The sequence below is a fragment of the Pandoraea eparura genome, assembly GCF_902459725.1.
GTDB classification, from domain to species: Bacteria; Pseudomonadota; Gammaproteobacteria; order Burkholderiales; family Burkholderiaceae; genus Pandoraea; species Pandoraea eparura.
In genome coordinates this window covers 321,624-342,002 of sequence record NZ_CABPSH010000002.1, presented here as the reverse complement: position 1 = coordinate 342,002, position 20,379 = coordinate 321,624, and the positions used below count along the sequence as shown (strand labels likewise).

Here is a 20,379-nt window from a genome sequence, read left to right as displayed (position 1 = left end):
ATCATCGGATCCATACGAAAAATTGTATGGGTCGGGGCGTGCTTTAGGGCATCGCAAAGGTGCCTGGAGACTGTGTATGGACTGGACCCACCGCTTGCGTCTGCGCAACCTGCAGATGCTGCTGACCCTCGCGGAGACTGGCAACATGAGCCAATCCGCGACATTGCTCAACACGACGCAGCCCGGTTTGTCGAAGTGGCTCAAGGATTTGGAGGAGGACATTGGCCTGCCGTTGTTCGAGCGGCAGGCACGGGGCTTGCGACCCACAGCCTACGGAGAATCCCTGATCCAGCATGCCCGTCGGATCGAAGCGCAGCTCGACACGGCGCGCGACGATCTCGACGCCATGCGCGAGGGCGGTAGCGGGCTGGTGGCGATCGGCACGTCGGGGGCGTCGTCGGCGGACACGGTGCCGCTCGCGATGCTGCTGCTCCTGCAGCGCATGCCCCGTGTGCAGGCGCGTGTGATCGAGAACACGATGGACCGGCTGATGAATCAGCTCGCGCACAGCGAGATCGACATCGTCGTCGGGCGCTCGGCGCCGGAACTGCAGGATCGCAATGTTCGCGCCGAGGCGCTGTATCTGGAGCCGCTGCATTTCGTCGCGCGCGCGCGCCATCCGGTCTTCTCGCTCGACAAGGTGGACTGGCCCGACATGCAGCGTTACCGCTGGGTGGTCTGGCCGCGCGGCACGCCGATTCGCAACGCGCTGGAGGCGGCGCTCGCGGAGGCCGGATATCCATTGCCGAACGACACCGTCGAGTCGAACTCTACGATTCTCAATCTCACGCTGCTCAACAACAGCGACATGATCGGCCTGGCATCGCACCGTACGGCAAGCCGCTTGCAGGCGCTTGGTGCCCTGCGTATCGTGCCGTTGCGGCTGGCGGGGTTCGGGGCGATCTCGATGTATTGGCGCGACGATGGCGCGAACCGGGCCGCGGTGGCGGCGGCGCTCGACTGCCTGCGCAGCGCGGCAAGACGCTCGACGGGCGACGCGGTCGCGGGCGTCGAAGGGGACGGATGAGCTTGCCGAACGCGTTGCCGGGCTGGCGGCTGCTACACTTGCCGCCTGTCGAAGTCACTCTCTCGGGGCGTCAATGATTGGCCGCATCTCCGGCACGTTGCTGGAAAAGAATCCGCCGCACATCCTGGTCGATTGCCAGGGCGTGGGCTATGAAATCTCGGTGCCGATGAGCACCTTCTTCAACCTGCCGAACCTCGGCGAGCGCGTAACGCTGCTCACCCAGTTCATCGTGCGCGAAGACGCCCAACTGCTGTTCGGCTTCGGCTCGCCCGACGAGCGCAATACCTTTCGCGAACTGCTCAAGATCTCCGGCGTGGGTGCCCGCACTGCACTCGCCATTCTCTCGGGCATGAGCGTCGCGGACATCGCGCAGGCCGTCACGCTCCAGGAGTCGGGGCGGCTGACCAAGATCCCCGGCATCGGCAAGAAGACGGCCGAGCGTTTGCTGCTCGAACTCAAGGGCAAGCTCGGCGCGCAACTGGGCACGGTGCCCGGCGCGGTCACACCGCACGACCACAAGAGCGACGTCGTCAATGCATTGCTCGCGCTGGGCTACTCCGACAAGGAGGCGCTTGCCGCCGTCAAGAGCGTGCCGGACGGCACGAGCGTATCCGACGGCATCAAGCACGCGCTTAAGTCGCTCTCCAAGGCCTGAGCGCAATACGAACCGGCCTCGTCGAGGCCGCAGGGAGCCAGTGAGGAGGTGGCATGCAACTGCGATGGCTGGAAGACTTCGTCGAACTGGCGCGCACGCGCAGTTTCACGCGAGCGGCGGAGAACCGTTTCGTCACGCACCCGGCCTTCGGGCGACGCATCCGTGCCCTGGAGGAATGGGTCGGCACGCAACTCGTCGAGCGCAGCAAACCGCTTGAACTGACCGCTGCCGGCACCGTGTTTCTCGATGCGGCCACCAACGCGCTCGACATTCTCCACGGCGCTCGCACGCAGTTACAGGACGCCGCGCCCACGCTCGAAAACAATCTGAAGATCGCCACGGGCCGAACCCTGGCCGCCACCTTCTTTCCGGATTGGTACGACGAGGCGGTCTCGCGCATCGGCTTCTTCACCGCGACCCTGTCCACGGGCGGTGCCGAGGAAGCCATTCTGCGGCTGGCGGCAGGCGAGGTCGATCTGCTCATCGTGTATTCCAGCGCGCACACGCGGCTGCTCATCGATCAGGAGCGTTACGACTGGTTGAGTGTGGCGCGTGAAGTGCTGGTGCCGGTGAGCGCGCTCGATGCCAAGGGGCGCGCCACCTATCGGCTGGCGGCCGGGCCGTCGCCGATTCCCTGGCTGGCGTTTTCCCGCACGTTGACGTTGCGGGCCGTGTTGGCCCGTCATCTGGCCGAGATGGCAACCCGTCCCACGCTCAAGCCTGTGTATCAGGCCGATTCGTACGAGGCCATTCTGGCGATGGCGCGGCGCGGCGCCGGTATCGCCTGGCTGCCGCAACGCCTGGTGGCCGACGACATTGCGCGCGGCACGCTCGCCATCGTGGGGGGCAAGGAATGGCAGATTGGCTTCGATATTGCGCTCTACCGGCGCCGGCACCAACCGCACCCGGTGCTCGACGCCATTTGGCAGATCGAGCGTCAGGCATCGGGAGACGACGCCTGATGCGCGCGCCGCCCCTCGATGTGCCCGATCAGTGCTCGTGTTGCAGGTACTTCGCCTGACGCGGCAAGCGCAGACTGACGAGGAACGCCAGCACCATCATGCCGGTCACGTACCAGTAGAACGTCGGCTCCATGCCCGCCTTCTTGAGGCCGAGCGCGACATATTCAGCCGAACCGCCGAAGATGGCATTGGCCACGGCATAGGCCAGGCCCACGCCGAGCGCGCGCACTTCGATCGGGAACATTTCGGCCTTCACGATACCGCTGATCGACGTGTAGAAACTCACAATCGCCAGCGCCACGCAAATCAGGACAAACGCTGCCGTCGGGCTTTGTACCGTCTTGAGCGTCGTGAGAATCGGCACCGTGGCAATGGCGCCGAGCGCGCTGAAGAGCAGCATGTTGTTGCGGCGGCCGATCTTGTCGGACAGCATGCCGAAGATCGGCTGCATGCACATGTAGACGAACAGGCAGCCGGTCATGATGTAGCTGGCCGTCTTGATCGGCATGCCTGCCGTGTTCACCAGGTACTTCTGCATGTACGTGGTGAAGGTGTAGAAGATCAGTGAGCCGCCGGCCGTATAGCCGAGCACCGTGAAAAACGCGGCCTTGTGATGGCGGAACAGCCCCGTGATCGACCCGGCTTCGCTGCTGTTGCGGCTCGCGCTCGTCGACGTTTCGTGCAGCGTGCGACGCAGCAGCAAGGCAACGACCGCGGTGATTGCGCCGACCACGAACGGAATACGCCAGCCCCACGCCTTGAGTTCAACCTCGCTGAGCAGTTGCTGGAGAATCACCACCACGAGCACGGCGAGCAGTTGGCCGCCGATGAGCGTGACATATTGGAACGACGAGAAGAAGCCGCGACGGCCCTTGAGCGCCACTTCACTCATGTACGTCGCCGTCGTGCCGTATTCGCCACCGACCGACAGGCCTTGCAGCAGGCGTGCCACCAGCAACAGTGCCGGGGCCCAGTTGCCGATGCTGGCGTGCGTCGGGAGCGCCGCGATGAGCAGCGAGCCGAAGCACATCATCATCACCGAGATGACCATCGAGTTCTTGCGGCCATTACGGTCGGCGATGCGGCCAAAGATCCAGCCGCCGATGGGGCGCATCAGGAAGCCGGCCGCAAACACGCCCGCGGTGTTGAGCAACTGCGCGGTGGGATTGGCACTCGGGAAGAACGCCGGCGCGAAGTAAATCGCGCAGAACGCATAGATGTAGAAGTCGAACCACTCGACCAGATTCCCGGACGATGCCGCGACGATCGCGAAAACGCGCTTGCGGATTTCTTCCGGGGTGGGGGGCTGGGTGGCCAGGGTGGCGTTGGTAGTCACTGTGTCTCTCATTTCTAATGGCGATGGGGGCATCGCATCAATCACTACGTTTGCAACATGACGCGGATGCGCTCGGCCCTGCGGAACAGACTATCCGAAAGGCACCAGCAGGCAACGCGTCGCGGGGGCGGGGCCACTATAGCGGGTGTGGGCACCGACAGACAATGCCTGAACGCAGAATCGATTATTGTGAATATCGAAACAATCGCGTTGATTGTTGCGTTGCAGCATAATGATCGTGCCCGTCGGACGGCGGTTTGCCGGCATCTTGTGATCGTTTTGACAGCTGGGACGAAACGTGGAAATTCGAGAAAATTTTTTTCGAATGCGCCGCGCGACGAAGTGCCGATTGACCGCCAGGCCGTTGAACGTTCATCCCTGCCTCACTCGCGCGGATGGAACTGTGCCAGCAAATCGAGAAATAACTCCAGCGCGCGAGTTCTGGGGCGCGACGCTTCCGTGATGGCACTGATGGCGTTTTCGTACTCAGGGCCTGCCGGTACCTGGGCCAGTGCATGGCGCTTTGAAAACAGGGCGGCGTAATACTGCGGCAACAGGCCGACGTAATGTCCCGAGAGCACCAGCATGGCGACGGCCTCCAGCCCCGACGCCGTCGGTCCTCGCGTCAGCCCCAGCGAATTGAGCGCCTCATGGACAAACGGCTGACTGCGGTACACAAGGGGTAGCGTCGACGCCTCTTTGATTCGATGCCGAGCGACGTACAAGCGGTGACGCTCGATAAACAGCGGCTGGTAGTGAAATCCGGCTTCGCGGCGGTACATCCCGCGAATTGCAATCTGTACCCGGCGCTCGCGCAATGCGAGGTCGAGTTCGTTGAACGTCATGACCGTCAGTTCGACCTTCACGTCGGGCGCCTGCGCCTTGAGCGCGGCCAGCGCTTCGGGGATATGGCAACCGACATCCGACACGACGTGCTCGACCATACCGATGGACAACGTGCCCGAGAGCACACCGCGTACCGCATCGATCTCGGGGCGTATGCGCTCCAGCGACTTCAGCGCGTCACGCGCAAGTTCCAGCGCGACCTTCCCCGCATGCGTGAGAACAAAGCCCGACGGCCCACGCTCGCACAGGCGGGTGCCCAGCGTCTCCTCGACCTCGCGGATGTGCCGGCTGATCGACGCCTTCGACATGTTCAGTTGCTTCTCCGCCGCAGCAAAGCCGCTGGCCTGAGCCACCGCACAGAAGATGCGCAACGAGCGCAGGTCACGCTCACTGAAGTCACGACTCGCCACCGCTCCACTCCCGGAAAAAGCGCCACGGCCGTTGCCGACGACGCGTCTCAAAAGGTTTCGTTTATTGAAACCATACCAATAAAAAAATCATTTTTCATGATCTTTTTGCCCGCATACATTGGTTTCCAGCCGCACCGGATCGGTCTCGACCGCCCGGCTGCGCCCGACCGATTCGATACCCACACCCCGCGAGGCAAGCGATGAAGACCTGGTCCAGACGATTCTTTGTAAAGGCGACGCTCGCATCGAGCGCCGCATTGGCGCTGCCGGCGCTGCCGACCCTGGCTTTCGCCGAAGGCGGTACCCTGGCCGACATCAAGAGGCGCGGCAAGCTCACGGTCGGCACCGAGGCGGCCTACGAGCCGTTCGAGTTCGTGGAAAACGGTCAGGTTGTCGGGTACGGGCACGACGTGCTCGAACTGATGGCGGCAAAACTCGGCGTGAAGCTCGAGCAGATGAACCTGCCGTTCCAGGGGCTGCTGCCGGGCCTGATGTCGCACAAGTTCGACTTCGTCGCCACCAGTGTGGGCATCACGCCGGAGCGCGCCAAGCGCTTCGCCTTCAGCCAGCCGGTGGGCGTGGTGCGCTCGGTTCTGATGGTGCGTGCCGACGACGTGGCGATCCAGCGCGACATGGACATCGCGGGCAAGACCATCGGCACGCAGATGGGCTCGTCGTCGCAGCCGGTGGCGGACGAATTCGAGAAGGAACTGAAGGAAAAGACCGGCAAGGGTTACGCCGGCACGCGCCTGTTCCAGGCTTATCCGGACGTGTCGAACGCGCTCGCGAACAAGACCATCGACGTGGCGCTGATGCCGTCCAATATCGCGGCCGTCCAGATGCGCAAGCAGCCCAACGTCTTCCGCATTGCCGGCGCCATCGGGCAGCCGAAGCTGCTGGCATGGGTTGCCAACCCCAACGATCTGGAGATCCGCAAGTTCATCAACGATTCGCTCGATGAACTCCGCGCGAACGGCAAGCTCGCGGCGCTGCAGAAGAAGTGGTTCGGCGCGTCGATGGACACGCCGCACGCCAACTACCTGCCGCAAGGTGCCATTTGACGGCCGCGAATCTGCTCGGCGCGCTCGACATGGGCGGCGTGATCGCACCGTTTCTGGAAGGTGTCGTCTCGGGAACGGCGATCACGCTCGCCGCGTCGGCCGTCGCTTTCGCCATCGGTCTGGTGCTCGGCGTCGTGCTGCTGCTCGCCCGCATCTCGCCGCTCGCGCCGTTGCGCTCGCTCGTGGTGTTGTGGGTGAGCCTGATCCGCGGCACGCCGGCGCTGATTCACATGCTGATCGCGTACTACATGGTGCCGGCGCTGTTCGATATCTCGATTTCGCCCATCACCGCCGGGATTGCGGCGCTGGCGTGCAACACCAGCGCCTATATCGTCGAGATTCTGCGCGGTGCGTTGGGCACGATCTCTCGTGGACAACGGGCCGCCGCGTACGCCATGGGCATGCGCGTCTCGCAGGTCTGGCGGCACGTGCTGCTCCCACAGGTGATCTATCGCGCCATTCCGCCGCTCACCAGCGAGTTCACGATCCTGCTCAAGGCATCGTCGCTGATGTCGATCATCGCCGTGCCGGAGCTGGCAACGGTGGCGCGCAACGCCACGCTTCAGACCGATCTGCCGCTACAGGTGTTCGCGATCACCGCCGCCGTGTACTTCGTCCTTCTGTTCTGCATTTCGGCCGCCTCGCGTCTGTGCGAGCGCCGCGTCTCCAGGATGCTGCCCCATGGCCATTGATGTCTCCATCGTCAGGGAAGCGATTCCCGTGCTGCTCGAAGGCCTGCGCGTCACGGCGCTGGTCAGCATTATCGGCGTGCCGCTCGGCGTGGCGATCGGTATTGTCGCCGCCTATGCCGCCCAGTCGCGCACCGTCCTGCGCCCCGTCGCGCTGGGCTACGTGGAGCTGGTGCGCAACATCCCGTACCTGATCCTCGTCTATCTGTCGTTCTTCGGCTTGCCCAAGCTCGGCGTCGGCGCGTCGGCCATGACCGTCGCGGTGGGGTGTACGGCGTTCTACACCGGCGGCTACTTCTGCGAAATCCTGCGCGCGGCACTGCGCAGCGTGGCCCGAGGACAGACGCATGCGGCGCTCTCGCTCGGCATGACCTATTGGCAGACGCAACGGCACATCGTCGCGCCGCAGCTCTTCGGCTTCCTGATTCCGCCGACGACGAGCCTCGTGATCATGATGTTCAAGGACTCCGCCATCTTTTCGGTCATGAGCCTGCCGGAGATGACGTACCAGAGCAACCTGCTCACGGCCAACACCTTCGCCTACGTGGAAGTGCTTGGCACGACGGCATTGATCTACTGGGTCAGCAGCGTCTTGCTGGCCAGCGTGGGGCGGCGTCTGGAAACCGTTGTCGGGCGACGTGCCCGGCACGCCTGATACCCCTGACACCACCGAAACTCCCCCTCGAGGACACTCTCATGACAACCTACACCGTGGCGCCCCGTACCGGCCATCCGACCCTGCTGTATTCGGAGCTTGATCTCGACATCGACAACCTCAGGGCCGACATCGCCGTGTTGGGCATGCCGTACGGCGCCCCGTATGCGGCGTCGGATTTCAGCAACGACCAAACGAATGCACCGTCCGCCATCCGTCAGGCGACGGATCGCGTCGTGCGCCGCCCGGGCCACTACGACTTCGATATCGACGGACCGCTGCTCCAGGGACGCACGGATATTCGCTTCGTCGATTGCGGCGACATCATCCCCGACCTGACGAAGCCCGGCGAGCACTACGCCCGCGCCGAGGCGGTGGTGCGCCGCATCGTGGCCGGCGGCGCGATGCCCATCGTGCTTGGCGGCGATCACGGCATCACCACGCCCGTGCTGCGCGGCCTGAACCAGAAGGGGCCGATCACGCTAGTCCACATCGATGCCCACCTGGATTGGCGCGACGACGTGAACGGCGTGCGCGAAGGCCTCTCTAGCCCGATTCGCCGCGCGTCGGAGATGGCGCACGTGGATCGCATCGTGCAGATCGGCCTGCGCGCGCAGGGCAGCGGACGCTACGAGGAACTCGTCGCGGCGCGCGCCTACGGCGCCGAGCTGGTGACCGCGTATGAACTGCACGACATCGGCATGGATGCTGTGCTCGCGCGCATTCCGGACGGGGGCAACTACTACCTCACCATCGACGCTGACGGCCTCGATCCGTCGACCATGCCGGCCGTTGCCGGTCCGGCGCCGGGGGGCGTGACGTTCGTGCAGGCGCGCAAGCTCATTCACGGCCTGGTACGCAAGGGGCGCGTGGTCGGCATGGACATCGTGGAGATCCAGCCCGAGAAGGACGACGCCAACATGATCTCGTGCGTGACGGCCGGTCGTCTGATCCTCAACCTGATCGGCGCGTCGATTCGTGCGGGGCACTTCGACAAATGAGCACCGCACAACCCATCATCGACATCCGGAACGTCGACAAGTGGTACGGCGCGCACCACGTGCTCAAGGCGTGTTCGACGCACGTGGGCAAGGGCGAGATTGTGGTGGTGTGCGGACCGTCCGGCTCCGGCAAGTCGACCCTGATCAAGACGGTCAATGCGCTGGAGCCGTTTCAGGAGGGCGATGTCGTCGTCGACGGCACGTCGCTCACCGCCAGCACGACAAATCTGCCGAAGTTGCGCAGCAAGGTCGGCATGGTCTTCCAGCATTTCGAGCTGTTTCCGCATCTGGATCTCACGCGCAATCTCACGCTCGCGCAGCAGATCGTGCTGGGTCGAGACGCCGACGCCGCGCGCACCAAGGCGCGCGCGTTGCTCGATCGGGTTGGCTTGTCTGCGCATGCGCACAAGTACCCGGGGCAGTTGTCGGGCGGTCAGCAGCAACGCGTGGCGATTGCGCGCGCGTTGTCGATGGACCCGATGGCGATGCTGTTCGACGAGCCGACCTCGGCGCTGGACCCGGAGATGGTCAACGAGGTGCTCGACGTGATGGTCGAACTCGCCCGCGAGGGCATGACGATGATGGTCGTCACGCACGAAATGGGGTTCGCGCGGCGCGTGGCCCATCGTGTGGTGTTCATGGAGGACGGGGCCATCATCGAGGACAGCCCGACCGACATGTTCTTCAACGATGCCGCCAGTGCCGCCGCCAAACGTTTTCTCTCGAAGATTCTCTCGCATTGAGCGCGCGACCCAGTCGCGCGCCGCGCCCACCCGCCTCAAAACGCTTTACCGAGACATCATGACGCATACCCGAATCCGAAAATTCAACACCCGCGACACGTATCCGGAGCAGAAGCTCGACAACGATCTTTGCCAGGCGGTCGTCGCCGGCAGCACTATCTATCTGCGCGGACAGATCGGGCAGGACCTCGATACGCGTGAGTCCGTCGGCATCGGCGATGTCGCGGCGCAAACGGAAAAGGCCATGGCGAACGTGGCGATGTTGCTCGACGAGTGCGGCAGCCAGCTCGCGGACATCTGCAAGGTCACCGTGTACCTGATCGATCCGCGTTATCGCGAGGCGGTCTACAACGTGATGGGACGCTGGCTCAAGGGCGTGTTCCCAGTGTCGACGGGCATCGTAGTGCAAGCGCTGGCGCGTCCGGAGTGGCTCGTCGAGATCGATGTGACGGCGGTGAAGTCGGCGGCATAGGCGGCATAGGCGACGTAAGCGACGTAAGCGACGTAAGCGACGTAAGCGGCATAAGTTGCGTGGGCCCCATAAGCCGCATTTGCCGCATTAGCGACGCAACAACGGCGCCTGGCCGGCGGGCAACCGTCGGCCGGGTACTGCGCCTTGCGGGCGCGGTCGAACACGTACAAGCGCACTCAGCAGCGCGCTCAGAGGCACATTCGGAAGCACACTCAAAAGCGGCGTTTGACGTAGATCGTCGCACCGAGGTCGTGTGAGCGCAGCAGCGGGATGCGGGCGCTTGCCGAGATGGTCCAGTCCTCAGTCTTGAGTGACAGTCCGCGCTTCGGGTCGGAGCCCAGCTTGTCGTCGGTGTTGGCCCATTGGACGAGGGACAACTGCGGTGCGGTGGAAGGCCCGATCTTCAGGTAGCTTTTCGCCGGTCGCGCGGCCGGTTCCGCTGTTGAGGTGTCGATCCAGTCCACATGGCCGGTGTCGGCCGTCGGCAGGGCACTGTTGATCGCTTCGATGCGCGTGTACAGGAACGCGTTGTCGTCGACTTGGGTAGTCGTGTCCGGACCCTCACGACCAAACGGATACAGGGTGACGCGAACGGCAGGAACCGCAGCAACCGAGACGGGGGGTGGCGGTTGCGGCACCTGTATGGGAAGTGGCCCGGGGCCAACGTTGGCCAGCATCATCTGTTCAGATGAGCCCGAGTTGGCGCCCTCTGCGATCGCCACGCCGCTTAGCGTAACGACACATGCGCCGATCATCCATTTGCTTAGGCACGCCATGGACATGCCTCCCGTGAAGGAATGGAAACGCTACGTCGCCAGCCCCAATTTGTCTCACGTACAACGACCTTCGTATAACGAACCGTCTTGCGTGGCTTTTTCGCCGTGTACGCATTTAGGAAGTGTAGTCAGTCATTTGCGTCCCGCCACCCCAATTTGCCCCCAGTTTGATCGTCATCACTTTGGGCGCAGCGGCTCAAGCCCACTGGACGTGACGCTAGCGCGGGTGGCGTTGGTGCGGCTCCGGGTTTGTCCTGAGGTCATCTTGGCCGTCCCCGATGCCGGCGTTTGAGGCGCCACGGCATGGAACGAGTCGCGTTCACGCCGAAGCGCGATGTGCTAGATTTAAATCAACAGGTGCGGGTATGCCAGTCGTGGCCGCGCGGACGTGACTCGCGCAGCGCCTGGGGAGGTCATCATGCGTGGATGCCAGCTCACTTTCTACACACAGCAGAATCACCGCCACGGCCATCAACCGGTCGCCGATTGGATCATGGGCGAGGTGCGGCAGTTGGGCATTCGCGGCGCGACCCTGTTCACGGGCACGGAAGGCATCGATCATGTCGGAAAACGGCACGCCGCTCGATTCTTCGAACTCGCCGAGCAGCCGATCGAGATCGTGCTGGCGATCACCGACGACGAAGCCGAGCGCTTGCTCGACGTGATTCGCGCCGAGCATGTCCGCGTTTTCTATACGCGCTTTCCTATCGAGTTCGGCACGCTGGGTGACGGTTAGGCGGAGTGGGGCCGCGCCACCCCAGCCTCGGCCTTAAGTGGCTCGCGAGCGTCTCAGGTCGCGAGCGCCGCTGAGGCGCGGCGCCCGCTCGACGGCAACACCAGCACGCCGATGAGACCGATGACCACACTCGCCAGCACGTAGTAGATCGGCGCGAGGTTGCTGCCGGTCACATGCACGAGCCAGGTATTCAGGAACGGCGCGAGTCCGCCGAACACCAGCACCGCGAGGTTGTACGTGACGGCGGCGCCGGTCGAGCGCACGCTGACCGGAAAGACCTCGGTCAGCACGATCGGCGTCGGGCCCCAGAAGAAGCTCATGAAGAACGACACGCCGATCTGCACCGCGAGCAGCGAACCCAGGCTCGGCAAGCTCACGAAATGCTTGAACAGCACGTACGACGCCACGCCGTACGCGATGATCGCGGGCAGCAGCACCGCCTTGCGACTGTAGCGATCCGACAGGTGGCCGGCCACCGGGCAGAACACGAGGATGACCAGCGTGGCGATGAAGGTGCTCAGGTTGACGTCGGCAGCCGACATCCCCAGTTGCTTCTTCGCGAAAATCGGCAGGAAGAACACGAACACATAGGCCGACACGGTACCGACCACCGACACGCCAAGCGTGCCGAGGACCGCGCGCGGATAGTCGCGAAACACGGTGCGCAGCGGCGTGTTCACGCGCTGGATCTTGCCGCGCTGCACGTCCTTCGCATAGGTGAGAAATTCCGGCGATTCGTCCACATTGGAGCGGATCAGCCAGCCCACCGGCCCGATCAGAATGCCGAGCAGGAACGGCAGACGCCAGCCCCACGATTCAAGATCGTGCGGCGCGAGATTGACCGTCAGCAGATACGCCACTAACGCGCCGAGAGAAAACGCCAGCGCCTGCGAGCACATCTGGAAGCTGCCGAAAAAGCCGCGACGATTCGCGGGGGCGAACTCGACCAGCATCGTGGTCGCGCCGCTGAACTCGCCGCCGACCGAGAAGCCCTGAATCAGTCGTGCGAGCACCATCAGGATCGGCGCCGCGATGCCGATGGCTGCGTGCGTCGGCAAGACACCGATCATGCCGGTGCCGATGGCCATCAGCACGATCGTCAGCGACAGCGCTTTCTTGCGGCCAACGCGATCGCCATACATGCCAAGCAAAATACCGCCGAGCGGTCGTACCGCGAAGCCGACGCCGAACGTCGCAAGGGTCAGCAACATCGACGCGAACTCGTTGCCGCTAGGGAAAAACAGCTTCGCAATCATTACGGCGAACAGGCCGTAGATCGCGAAGTCGAACCATTCGAAGGCATTGCCGAGTACCGAAGCGATGACGACTTTGCGCACCATCGCCGGCGACGGCGTCGGTTTTTCGTTCATTGCAATTCCCCTCAGATCGATTGTTAGGAAGGTGGTGGGCTTAGCCAAGCCGTTGTCGGACGATCTCAAGGAACACGGTCGCGCCGGTGGGGGCGGTGTCGTCGTCGAAATCGAATTCGGGGTGGTGGCAGGTGAGTCCGTCGTGACCGAGGAAGAAGTACGAACCAGGGCGCTGCTGCAACATGAACGCGAAGTCTTCCGAGGCCATCAGCGGGGCGACGTCGACGATCACGTTGTCTGCCCCCAGAACGCGCTCGGCCGCACGCCGCACGTGTTCGGTTTCGGCGGCGGTGTTGACGGTCGGCGGCGAGGTCTGCAGATGCTCGAAGCTGACTTCACAGCCATACATCGTCGCCGCGCCTTCGCAAATCGTGCGCAGTCGTGCGAGCGTGATGTCCTGCGCTTTGACCGACAGCGTGCGCACGGTGCCTTCGAGCACCGCGGTGTCGGGGATGACGTTGATCGCCGTGCCCGACAGGAACTTGCACACGCTCACCACGGCCGTGTCGAGCGGGTCGATGTTGCGACTCGCGATGCTCTGGATTGACTGCACCAGGGTGGTACCGACGATCAGCGGATCGATCGATTTGTGCGGCATCGCCGCATGGCTGCCGATGCCCTTGATGGTGATCCGGAACAGGTCGCACGCCGACAGGATGGCGCCGCTGCGCACACCGACCTTGCCGGCCGGCAGGGCGTTGTTGTTGTGCAGCGCGTAAATTTCGTCGCAATGGAATCGCTCAAACAGGCCGTCGTCGATCATGGCCGACCCGCCGCGCAGCGTTTCCTCGGCCGGCTGAAAGATCAGATGGACCGTGCCCCGGAAATCGCGATGCCGGGACAAGTGCCAGGCGACGCCGAGCAAGATGGCCGTGTGGCCGTCGTGGCCGCAACCGTGGAACACGTTGTCGTGCGTCGAGCGATGTGCGGGCGTGCCTTTTTCGCTCATGGGCAGCGCGTCCATGTCGGCGCGCAGACCGATCGACGGCCCCTCGCCGCGCGTGCCGCGGATCGTGCCGACCACGCCGGTGCCGGCGATGCCGGTTTCGATGTCGATCTGCCACTCGGTGAGCAGCCTTGCCACCAGGCCGGCCGTGCGATGCTCGTGAAAACCCAACTCCGGATGCTGGTGGATGTCCCTGCGCCAGGTGCGCATCTGTTCTCCAAGACCGCTCAATTCGCCATCCATCTGCATTGCGCCAACCTCTTTTCCGTGGGGGAGTGGGGGGTGTCCAGTGGCTGCCCGGACGATCCTTTTTTCGAAGAATAATTTATTAATTGAAATATTCAACTAATGAATTACCCGGATATTGTGGGGCGTCCATCAAGCTGCGCTATCATCGTCGTCGATGGCGAAGCGGCTGCAGGGGTGGGTGTGGCGGCGCAACGCGCTTTGATGGGATGAAGTCTTCAGACAGGGCGGCAGCACATGCGAGCAGGAACGTCACCGGTGGGGCATGACGAAGGACCGGAAGGCCGTGGCAAGGACGACAAGGCCAAAGCTGAAGGCGGCATGGCCGGCGGCGGGGCCTATTACTTGACGTTCAAGCTGGACCTGATCAAGAGCGAGATGATCAGCCGCGCCAACGCCGAGTACCGTCCCGCGTTCGGGCTCGATGTGCGTTCGCTGCGCGTGTTGCGGGTGATCTGCGACGCGCCTGGGATTACCGCGAGCGCACTCAATGCGCAGACGCTGATCGAGAAGACGCTGCTGTCGAAGCTGATTGCGGACCTGATTCAACGCAAGCTGGTTCGGCGCTCGATTCATCCCGACGACGCGCGCCACTTTCAGTTGTGGCCGACGGCCACCGGCAAGCGTTTGCGCGTGTCCAGCGATGCGCTCGGGCAATCGATGGAGACGGAGATGCTGTCGATGCTCACCGCCGAAGAGCGCGGGCAACTGAACAGCATTGTCGACAAGCTCGTCGACGCATTTCAAAAGGCAGGAAAGGCCCAGGGGTGAACATCGCGTGCGCGGGCGGGACGTCTGCCTGGTGCGACACCGCAGCCCATGGACGTTCCGGGGCGTAGCTCGTCATGGGGGCGGATGATGTTCGCATCAACCTTATTTTTTTCATGGATGCAACGAGCACGGGTGTGACGCGGTAACGAAGCACGTGGTTTCGCGGTAGCGATCGATGGCGTCAATCGCGGCGTCATCGATTGGTTTTCTCAACCCTCGGAGGTTAGAAATGCGAAAGACGCTCTCTATTCTGTTGTTGCTTGTCTCGCTGTATGTCTTCCCTGTTGTCCCTGCCGTCTCCGCTGTCGTGCCATTTCCCGCGAGTTTCACAACACGGACCATCACGACCAACGGCGCAAAGATTTACGTGCGCGTCGGCGGCCACGGGCCTGCCGTGGTGTTGCTGCATGGCTACGGCGAGACCGGCGATATGTGGGCGCCGCTCGCCGCGAAGCTGGCCGTCAACCACACGGTGGTCGTGCCGGATCTGCGCGGCATGGGACTTTCTGACCATCCCGCGACTGGCTACGACAAGAAGAACGAAGCGCGCGACATCGCCGGTGTACTGGACACACTTCAGATCGGCAAGGTCGACGTGGTCGCCCATGACATCGGCAACATGGTCGCTTACGCGTTCGCGGCCGAGCAGCCTGAGCGCGTATCCAAGCTCGTGTTGATGGATGCACCGATACCCGGCGTCGGCCCGTGGGAGGAAATCCTGAAGAGCCCACTGCTCTGGCATTTCCGCTTTGGCGGGCCGGACATGGAGCGATTGGTGAAAGGCCGCGAGCGCATCTATCTGGATCGCTTCTGGAACGATTTTTCGGCGAATCCGAAAAACTTCGACGAGGCCTCGCGCCGGCACTACGCCAAATTCTATGCCTTGCCCGGCGCCATGCATTCGGGCTTCGAGCAGTTCCACGCTTTCGATCAGGACGTGATCGATAACAAGACCTTCCTCGCCAAAGGCCCGTTGCCGATGCCGGTGCTCGCCATCGGTGGCGAAAAATCCTTCGGCACCATGATGGAAACTGTGGCGCGCGGGGCGGCCGGCAATGTGCGGGGGGTGGTGATCCCGGGCGCAGGCCACTGGCTCATGGAGGAGCAGCCGAAGGCAACGGTGGAGGCCATCGTCCAGTTCCTTCAATGATGGCGTTGCCGAGAACGCCTTGATCGATGGACAGGCAACGCCGGATCCGGTCCGGACGTTGCTCGCCAGCCCGGCGCTTGGCGTTCCGTGCCATCGCTGCGGGTGCCGCCTCACCGGGGCGGCCGCCGATTTCCCAATCAGCACCCGCGCGTGCCGAATCGGCACGAAGCCGCTTTTTCTGCCGCCTACACTCCGCTTCCTGAGACTGGCTGATGGCTACAGCGTGCCTTCAAGGCGCCCCGGGGCCATCGCACACCTATCCCCAACGCCAGCGATCCAGAGGAGCCGGGCATGACCCACAACGCCAAACCCCACAACCCGTGGCGCGAAATTTGCGCCGCGAGCATCGGTAACGCACTCGAGTTTTACGATCTGCTGATCTATGGCTACTTCGCCATCGTGATCGGGCAGTTGTTCTTCCCCGCGCACGACGCGACGACGTCGCTGCTGCTCTCCGTCGGTACCTTCGGTATCTCGTTCGTGACGCGCCCGCTGGGCTCGATCATTCTGGGCAGCTATGCCGACCGCGCCGGACGCAAGGCGTCGCTCACGGTGTCCATCGCCTTGATGATGCTCGGCACCGCCATGATCGCGTTCGCCCCGACCTATGCGCAGATCGGCATTTTCTCGCCGCTGCTGATCATCGTCGCCCGAATGCTGCAAGGCTTCTCGACGGGCGGCGAGTTCGGCGCCGCCACGGCCTTCATGGTTGAACATGCCGACGCGAAACGCCGTGGGTTCTTCGCGAGCTGGCAGATGTCGACGCAAGGTCTTGCCACCGTGCTCGCCGCCGGGGTGTCCGCGCTGCTGAGCCTGCTGCTCACGGCCGACCAGCTTAGCGCATGGGGCTGGCGCATCGCCTTCGCCGTGGGCCTGCTCATCGGCCCGGTCGGTCTCTACATCCGTCGCAACATCGACGAGACCGCCGACTTCAAGAAGCTCGGCGAAAAGCAGCGCGAGACGTCGCCGCTGCGCGAAGTCTTCGGCCGCGATCGCGTCAATATGCTGCTCGGTGCCGGTGTGGTCGCCGCCGCCACCGCGTTCAACTACGTCCACAAGCTCTACATGCCAACCTATGCCGTCAAGCAACTGCATATCCCGGCGACGTCGTCGTTCATCGGCGCGGTGGTCACCGGCGTGATGCTCATGATCGCCGCCCCCGTCGTGGGCCACCTCTCGGACCGCTTCGGCCGCATTCGCGTGATGCTCTGGGCGCTGATCCTCGTGGGCGTGACGACGTACCCGTTGTTCGTGCTGCTCAACAAATATCCGACCTTCCAGACGTTGCTCATGGTGCAGGCGCTTGTCGGTCTGCTCATCGCCGTGAGTCTCGCGCCGCTGCCCGCCCTGCTGGCGGACATCTTCCCGACAAGCACGCGCGGCACAGGCCTGGCGCTGTCGTACAACTTCTCGGTGACGCTGTTCGGCGGGTTCGCGCCGCTCATCGTGACCTGGCTTATCGACGCCACGCACAACAAGCTCGCCCCGAGTTTCTACGTGATGACGACCGCCGTACTGAGTGTTGGTGCGGTGATCTCGCTCGGCCGCCGCGTGCGCGCAGGCAAAATCGCAGGCGTAACGCACGGCTCGCCGCGCGCCTCCAGGGTTTGACCGACGCATCGGACGTCCGGCACGCGACGCGTTTCCTTCGCTGCAGCCCTCGCCCGATGCACTGAATTTCGCCGTGACGACAACGTTCGCCGATCTTCGGTTGCAACGTCGTCGTTTTTTTGCGGCATCCTCTGCGGAGCATTTTTCATGACCACGCTTGAAGCGATCCGCGCCGCTCTGCCGGCGTACCCCATCGAAGTCTCGTTCCCCGACATCGCACGCTGGCGCGAAGGCAACACCGGCATCGACTATCTGCATTCGTTCGACAGCGGCAAGCCTGGCAAGCACGTGATGATTCTTGCGCTCACGCACGGCAACGAAGTGAGCGGTGCCATTGCGGTCGACACGCTGCTCGCCGCGGGGGTGAGACCCACGGCGGGACGCCTGTCGCTCGGTTTCGGCAATATCGGGGCTTACGAGCAATTCAGCGCCGAGAACGCCGACGCCACGCGCTTTCTCGACGAAGACATGAACCGTGTCTGGACGCCGTCGACGCTCGACGGCGAGCGCCAGAGCCGCGAGCTGGCGCGAGCCCGTGCGATGCGCCCGTTCATCGACACGGTCGATCTGCTGCTCGATATTCACTCGATGCATGAGGCGTCCGCACCGCTGATGATGACCGGCCCGCTGGAGAAGGCGATTGCGCTGGCCGCCGAACTCGGCATGCCCGAGCACGTCATCGTCGACAAGGGGCACGCCAACGGCACGCGCATGCGCGATTACGGCGGCTTTGGCGACCCGGCCAGCCCGAAGAACGCACTGCTGATCGAAACCGGTCAGCATTTCGCGGGGAGCGCGCGCGATGTCGCGCTCGATTGCGCGGCGCGTTTCCTGATTCACGCGGGCGTCGTGGCCGAGGCCGATATGACGCCATACCTGACGCAAACGCGGCCCGCTCGACAGAAGTTCGTGGAAATCACGCAGCCGGTCGTGGCACGCTCGATGGACTTCCGCTTCTCGCAGCCGTTCACGGGGCTTGAGGTGATCGAGAAGGCCGGCACGGAGATCGCCCGCGACGGCGACGAGGTCATCGTCACGCCCTATGACAACTGCGTGATCGTGCAGCCGTCGATGCGACACCTTGGCGTGAACGTCACGATGATGCGACTGGGCCGCTTGCTGGATCGTTGAGGCCTGCGGGGGGCGCCGTGTCGGTCGCGTCGCCGGAATCGCCAGCCTGCGTCCGTTTGCCGCGACGCAGGCTGAGTTGGGCCAGCACGTCGGCGTGTTGATTGCCCCATCGGTACAACATCTCGATGGGCTCGATGAACAACTCGCCCAGCGGCGTGAGCGAATACTCCACCTTGGGCGGCACGACGGCAAACACCTCGCGATGAATCAGGCCGTCACGTTCGAGTTCGCGCAACGTCTGCGTGAGCATCTTCTTGGAAATCCCGGGTAACCGGCGCTGCAATTCTCCCGTGCGTGTGGTGCCGCATTGCAACGCGTAGAGCACCATGCTCGTCCACTTCACGCTGAAGAGTTCCAGCACGCGACGCGGCACGCAGGTTTCTTCGAAGACGAAAGGGGCAGGTTTGTTTATGGTAACCAATTGGTGACTATTCAACTGAAAGGTGCCTACTGGGGATTTGGGGTCTTCGTCACTATACTTTGTGGCGATGGTGCGCGTCATCCGCGGTAAGGGGGCCTCGGGCTTTCCCCTTGGCATGCCGGATGGGCGCGCGCAGGACATTGGAGAATCCCATGAGCAGTTTGTCGAAGACGGCCCTCTCGATGCTGGACCTGGTACCCGTGCGCGCCGGCGGCACGGTGGCCGACGCCCTGAAACAATCCACGGAACTGGCGCAGCATGTTGAACGCTTGGGCTTCACGCGGTTCTGGCTGGCCGAACATCACAACATGGACGGCATCGCGAGTTCGGCGACCGCCCTGTTGATCGGTCACATTGCGGGCAAGACGTCGCGCATTCGCGTGGGGTCGGGCGGCGTGATGCTGCCGAACCACCCGCCGCTGGTCGTTGCCGAGAACTTCGGCACGCTCGCCGCGCTGTATCCGGGGCGCATCGATCTGGGCCTGGGGCGTGCGCCCGGTGCCGATCAGGCCACCATGCGCGCGCTGCGTCGCGACCGGCTGTCCGATGGCGACGATTTCCCCGAGCAGGTCGCCGAATTGCGGGCGTTGCTCGCGCCCGCGCAGCCGGGGCAACGGCTTGTCGCGACGCCCGGCGCGGGCAGCGATATTCCGGTGTGGTTGCTGGGCTCGTCGCTGTTTTCCGCGCAACTCGCGGCGCATTTGGGGCTGCCGTACGCATTCGCATCGCACTTTGCGCCGCGATTCCTGTTCGACGCGCTTCGCTTGTACCGCGAGCGCTTCCGTCCCTCGGCGGTGTTGGATAAGCCCTACGTGATGGTGGGCGTGCCCGTCGTAGCCGCGCCCACGGACGAGGAGGCGGCATTTCTTGCGACGTCCGCGCAGCAGAAGATTCTGGCGCTCATGCGCGGACAGAGTCTGAAGTTGCAGCCGCCCGTCAATGATATGGACCAGCGTTGGGATCCGGCGGAACAGCACTCGGTGGAAGCGTTCCTCGGCGTGGCCGTGGTGGGTGGCCCCGAACGAGTGCAGGCCGGGTTGTCCGATCTGGTCGAGCGCACGCAGGCCGATGAGTTGATGCTCGTCACCGACATCTACGATCCCGCGTTGCGATTGCGCTCGTGCGATATCGTCGCGGCCGCCTGCAAGGCCTGACGATGCGGATCGTGTCGTTGGCTCAGGCAGGGTGCGCATCGCCGGCGGCATAGGTGGCGTAGGCGACGCAGGCAGCTCGGGCAGCTCGGGCAGCTCAGGCAGCTCAGGCAGCTCAGGCAGCTCAGGCAGCTCAGGCAGCTCAGGCAGCTCAGGCAGCTCAGGCGGCTCGGGCAACCCCGGCGACGCGCATCGCAGGTGGCATAGGCAGAG

At 63.8% G+C, this 20,379-nt stretch carries 21 protein-coding genes; 15 read left to right on the top strand and 6 right to left on the bottom strand.

The window, feature by feature from the left end; all coding sequences use genetic code 11:
* The first annotated feature begins 76 nt into the window (after positions 1-76).
* From PEP31012_RS05635 to PEP31012_RS05625, 3 genes are all read left to right on the top strand, one after another.
* The gene (locus PEP31012_RS05635) at positions 77-1,027 is read left to right on the top strand and encodes a LysR family transcriptional regulator (protein ID WP_150588354.1); all 951 of its coding nucleotides are present in this window, start codon (positions 77-79) and stop codon (positions 1,025-1,027) included.
* Between the two features lie 73 nt (positions 1,028-1,100).
* On the top strand, positions 1,101-1,682 hold the full coding sequence (ruvA, locus tag PEP31012_RS05630) for a Holliday junction branch migration protein RuvA (RefSeq protein ID WP_150588353.1): 582 nt from the start codon (positions 1,101-1,103) through the stop codon (positions 1,680-1,682).
* A gap of 53 nt (positions 1,683-1,735) precedes the next feature.
* On the top strand, positions 1,736-2,644 hold the full coding sequence (locus tag PEP31012_RS05625; RefSeq protein WP_150588352.1) for a LysR family transcriptional regulator: 909 nt from the start codon (positions 1,736-1,738) through the stop codon (positions 2,642-2,644).
* Between the two features lie 28 nt (positions 2,645-2,672).
* On the opposite strand, the gene PEP31012_RS05620 is transcribed toward PEP31012_RS05625, so the two are convergent.
* Positions 2,673-3,980: an MFS family transporter gene (locus PEP31012_RS05620; protein WP_425494924.1), complete on the bottom strand. Its 1,308-nt coding sequence runs from the start codon at positions 3,978-3,980 to the stop codon at positions 2,673-2,675.
* Positions 3,981-4,363: 383 nt separating this feature from the next.
* Complete coding sequence (locus PEP31012_RS05615; protein ID WP_150588350.1) at positions 4,364-5,236, bottom strand: LysR family transcriptional regulator; 873 nt, start codon at positions 5,234-5,236, stop codon at positions 4,364-4,366.
* A 200-nt stretch (positions 5,237-5,436) separates the two neighbouring features.
* On the opposite strand from PEP31012_RS05615, the gene PEP31012_RS05610 reads away from it, so the two are divergent.
* The 6 genes from PEP31012_RS05610 to PEP31012_RS05585 are packed head-to-tail and all read left to right on the top strand — an operon-like array spanning position 5,437 to position 9,857.
* Positions 5,437-6,297 (top strand): transporter substrate-binding domain-containing protein, encoded by an 861-nt coding sequence (locus tag PEP31012_RS05610; RefSeq protein ID WP_150588349.1) that lies wholly within the window; start codon positions 5,437-5,439, stop codon positions 6,295-6,297.
* 29 nt (positions 6,298-6,326) lie between these two features.
* On the top strand, positions 6,327-6,989 hold the full coding sequence (locus PEP31012_RS05605; protein WP_150588812.1) for an amino acid ABC transporter permease: 663 nt from the start codon (positions 6,327-6,329) through the stop codon (positions 6,987-6,989).
* Positions 6,979-7,641, top strand: coding sequence for an amino acid ABC transporter permease (locus tag PEP31012_RS05600; RefSeq protein WP_150588348.1), 663 nt, complete (start codon positions 6,979-6,981; stop codon positions 7,639-7,641). The genes PEP31012_RS05605 and PEP31012_RS05600 overlap by 11 nt, the downstream gene beginning before the upstream one ends.
* Before the next feature lie 41 nt (positions 7,642-7,682).
* Positions 7,683-8,642 carry an agmatinase gene (locus tag PEP31012_RS05595; protein ID WP_150588347.1) on the top strand — a complete coding sequence of 320 codons (960 nt, stop codon included), beginning with the start codon at positions 7,683-7,685 and terminating at the stop codon, positions 8,640-8,642.
* 14 nt (positions 8,643-8,656) lie between these two features.
* Positions 8,657-9,385 (top strand): amino acid ABC transporter ATP-binding protein, encoded by a 729-nt coding sequence (locus tag PEP31012_RS05590; RefSeq protein ID WP_150588811.1) that lies wholly within the window; start codon positions 8,657-8,659, stop codon positions 9,383-9,385.
* Positions 9,386-9,443: 58 nt separating this feature from the next.
* Complete coding sequence (locus PEP31012_RS05585; protein ID WP_150588346.1) at positions 9,444-9,857, top strand: RidA family protein; 414 nt, start codon at positions 9,444-9,446, stop codon at positions 9,855-9,857.
* Between the two features lie 212 nt (positions 9,858-10,069).
* Here the strand turns inward: PEP31012_RS05585 and PEP31012_RS05580 are convergent, their stop codons facing one another.
* On the bottom strand, positions 10,070-10,579 hold the full coding sequence (locus PEP31012_RS05580; RefSeq protein ID WP_150588345.1) for a hypothetical protein: 510 nt from the start codon (positions 10,577-10,579) through the stop codon (positions 10,070-10,072).
* Between the two features lie 472 nt (positions 10,580-11,051).
* On the opposite strand from PEP31012_RS05580, the gene PEP31012_RS05575 reads away from it, so the two are divergent.
* The gene (locus tag PEP31012_RS05575) at positions 11,052-11,369 is read left to right on the top strand and encodes a DUF190 domain-containing protein (RefSeq protein ID WP_150588344.1); all 318 of its coding nucleotides are present in this window, start codon (positions 11,052-11,054) and stop codon (positions 11,367-11,369) included.
* Positions 11,370-11,422: 53 nt separating this feature from the next.
* On the opposite strand, the gene PEP31012_RS05570 is transcribed toward PEP31012_RS05575, so the two are convergent.
* Positions 11,423-12,739, bottom strand: coding sequence for an MFS transporter (locus PEP31012_RS05570; protein ID WP_150588343.1), 1,317 nt, complete (start codon positions 12,737-12,739; stop codon positions 11,423-11,425).
* A gap of 40 nt (positions 12,740-12,779) precedes the next feature.
* A complete protein-coding gene (locus PEP31012_RS05565) occupies positions 12,780-13,895 on the bottom strand; it encodes a M20 aminoacylase family protein (protein ID WP_150588342.1) in 1,116 nt (371 codons plus the stop codon).
* Between the two features lie 273 nt (positions 13,896-14,168).
* Here PEP31012_RS05565 and PEP31012_RS05560 point away from each other — a divergent pair, with 273 nt between their 5' ends.
* From PEP31012_RS05560 to PEP31012_RS05545, 4 genes are all read left to right on the top strand, one after another.
* Entirely contained in the window at positions 14,169-14,702 is a 534-nt protein-coding gene (locus PEP31012_RS05560; RefSeq protein ID WP_246171156.1) for a MarR family winged helix-turn-helix transcriptional regulator, read from the top strand.
* A gap of 229 nt (positions 14,703-14,931) precedes the next feature.
* Complete coding sequence (locus PEP31012_RS05555; RefSeq protein ID WP_150588809.1) at positions 14,932-15,852, top strand: alpha/beta fold hydrolase; 921 nt, start codon at positions 14,932-14,934, stop codon at positions 15,850-15,852.
* A 291-nt stretch (positions 15,853-16,143) separates the two neighbouring features.
* On the top strand, positions 16,144-17,463 hold the full coding sequence (locus tag PEP31012_RS05550; RefSeq protein WP_150588341.1) for an MFS transporter: 1,320 nt from the start codon (positions 16,144-16,146) through the stop codon (positions 17,461-17,463).
* A gap of 147 nt (positions 17,464-17,610) precedes the next feature.
* A complete protein-coding gene (locus PEP31012_RS05545; protein WP_150588340.1) occupies positions 17,611-18,594 on the top strand; it encodes a M14 family metallopeptidase in 984 nt (327 codons plus the stop codon).
* Here PEP31012_RS05545 and PEP31012_RS05540 read toward each other — a convergent pair.
* Complete coding sequence (locus PEP31012_RS05540; protein WP_246171155.1) at positions 18,557-18,967, bottom strand: winged helix-turn-helix transcriptional regulator; 411 nt, start codon at positions 18,965-18,967, stop codon at positions 18,557-18,559. The two genes, PEP31012_RS05545 and PEP31012_RS05540, sit on opposite strands and share 38 nt — an antisense overlap.
* Positions 18,968-19,167: 200 nt before the next feature.
* Here PEP31012_RS05540 and PEP31012_RS05535 point away from each other — a divergent pair, with 200 nt between their 5' ends.
* Positions 19,168-20,169: an LLM class flavin-dependent oxidoreductase gene (locus PEP31012_RS05535; RefSeq protein WP_150588339.1), complete on the top strand. Its 1,002-nt coding sequence runs from the start codon at positions 19,168-19,170 to the stop codon at positions 20,167-20,169.
* The last annotated feature ends 210 nt before the right edge of the window (positions 20,170-20,379 follow it).

Coding starts and splice junctions, on each gene's coding strand:
- PEP31012_RS05555 (WP_150588809.1), top strand. CDS start 14,932: ATGCGAAAGACGCTCTCTATTCTGTTGTTGCTTGTCTCGCTGTATGTC.
- PEP31012_RS05575 (WP_150588344.1), top strand. CDS start 11,052: ATGCGTGGATGCCAGCTCACTTTCTACACACAGCAGAATCACCGCCAC.
- PEP31012_RS05570 (WP_150588343.1), bottom strand. CDS start 12,739: ATGAACGAAAAACCGACGCCGTCGCCGGCGATGGTGCGCAAAGTCGTC.
- PEP31012_RS05600 (WP_150588348.1), top strand. CDS start 6,979: ATGGCCATTGATGTCTCCATCGTCAGGGAAGCGATTCCCGTGCTGCTC.
- PEP31012_RS05605 (WP_150588812.1), top strand. CDS start 6,327: ATGGGCGGCGTGATCGCACCGTTTCTGGAAGGTGTCGTCTCGGGAACG.
- PEP31012_RS05545 (WP_150588340.1), top strand. CDS start 17,611: ATGACCACGCTTGAAGCGATCCGCGCCGCTCTGCCGGCGTACCCCATC.
- PEP31012_RS05635 (WP_150588354.1), top strand. CDS start 77: ATGGACTGGACCCACCGCTTGCGTCTGCGCAACCTGCAGATGCTGCTG.
- PEP31012_RS05565 (WP_150588342.1), bottom strand. CDS start 13,895: ATGCGCACCTGGCGCAGGGACATCCACCAGCATCCGGAGTTGGGTTTT.
- PEP31012_RS05550 (WP_150588341.1), top strand. CDS start 16,144: ATGACCCACAACGCCAAACCCCACAACCCGTGGCGCGAAATTTGCGCC.
- PEP31012_RS05585 (WP_150588346.1), top strand. CDS start 9,444: ATGACGCATACCCGAATCCGAAAATTCAACACCCGCGACACGTATCCG.
- PEP31012_RS05625 (WP_150588352.1), top strand. CDS start 1,736: ATGCAACTGCGATGGCTGGAAGACTTCGTCGAACTGGCGCGCACGCGC.
- PEP31012_RS05560 (WP_246171156.1), top strand. CDS start 14,169: ATGCGAGCAGGAACGTCACCGGTGGGGCATGACGAAGGACCGGAAGGC.
- PEP31012_RS05595 (WP_150588347.1), top strand. CDS start 7,683: ATGACAACCTACACCGTGGCGCCCCGTACCGGCCATCCGACCCTGCTG.
- PEP31012_RS05535 (WP_150588339.1), top strand. CDS start 19,168: ATGAGCAGTTTGTCGAAGACGGCCCTCTCGATGCTGGACCTGGTACCC.
- ruvA (WP_150588353.1), top strand. CDS start 1,101: ATGATTGGCCGCATCTCCGGCACGTTGCTGGAAAAGAATCCGCCGCAC.
- PEP31012_RS05610 (WP_150588349.1), top strand. CDS start 5,437: ATGAAGACCTGGTCCAGACGATTCTTTGTAAAGGCGACGCTCGCATCG.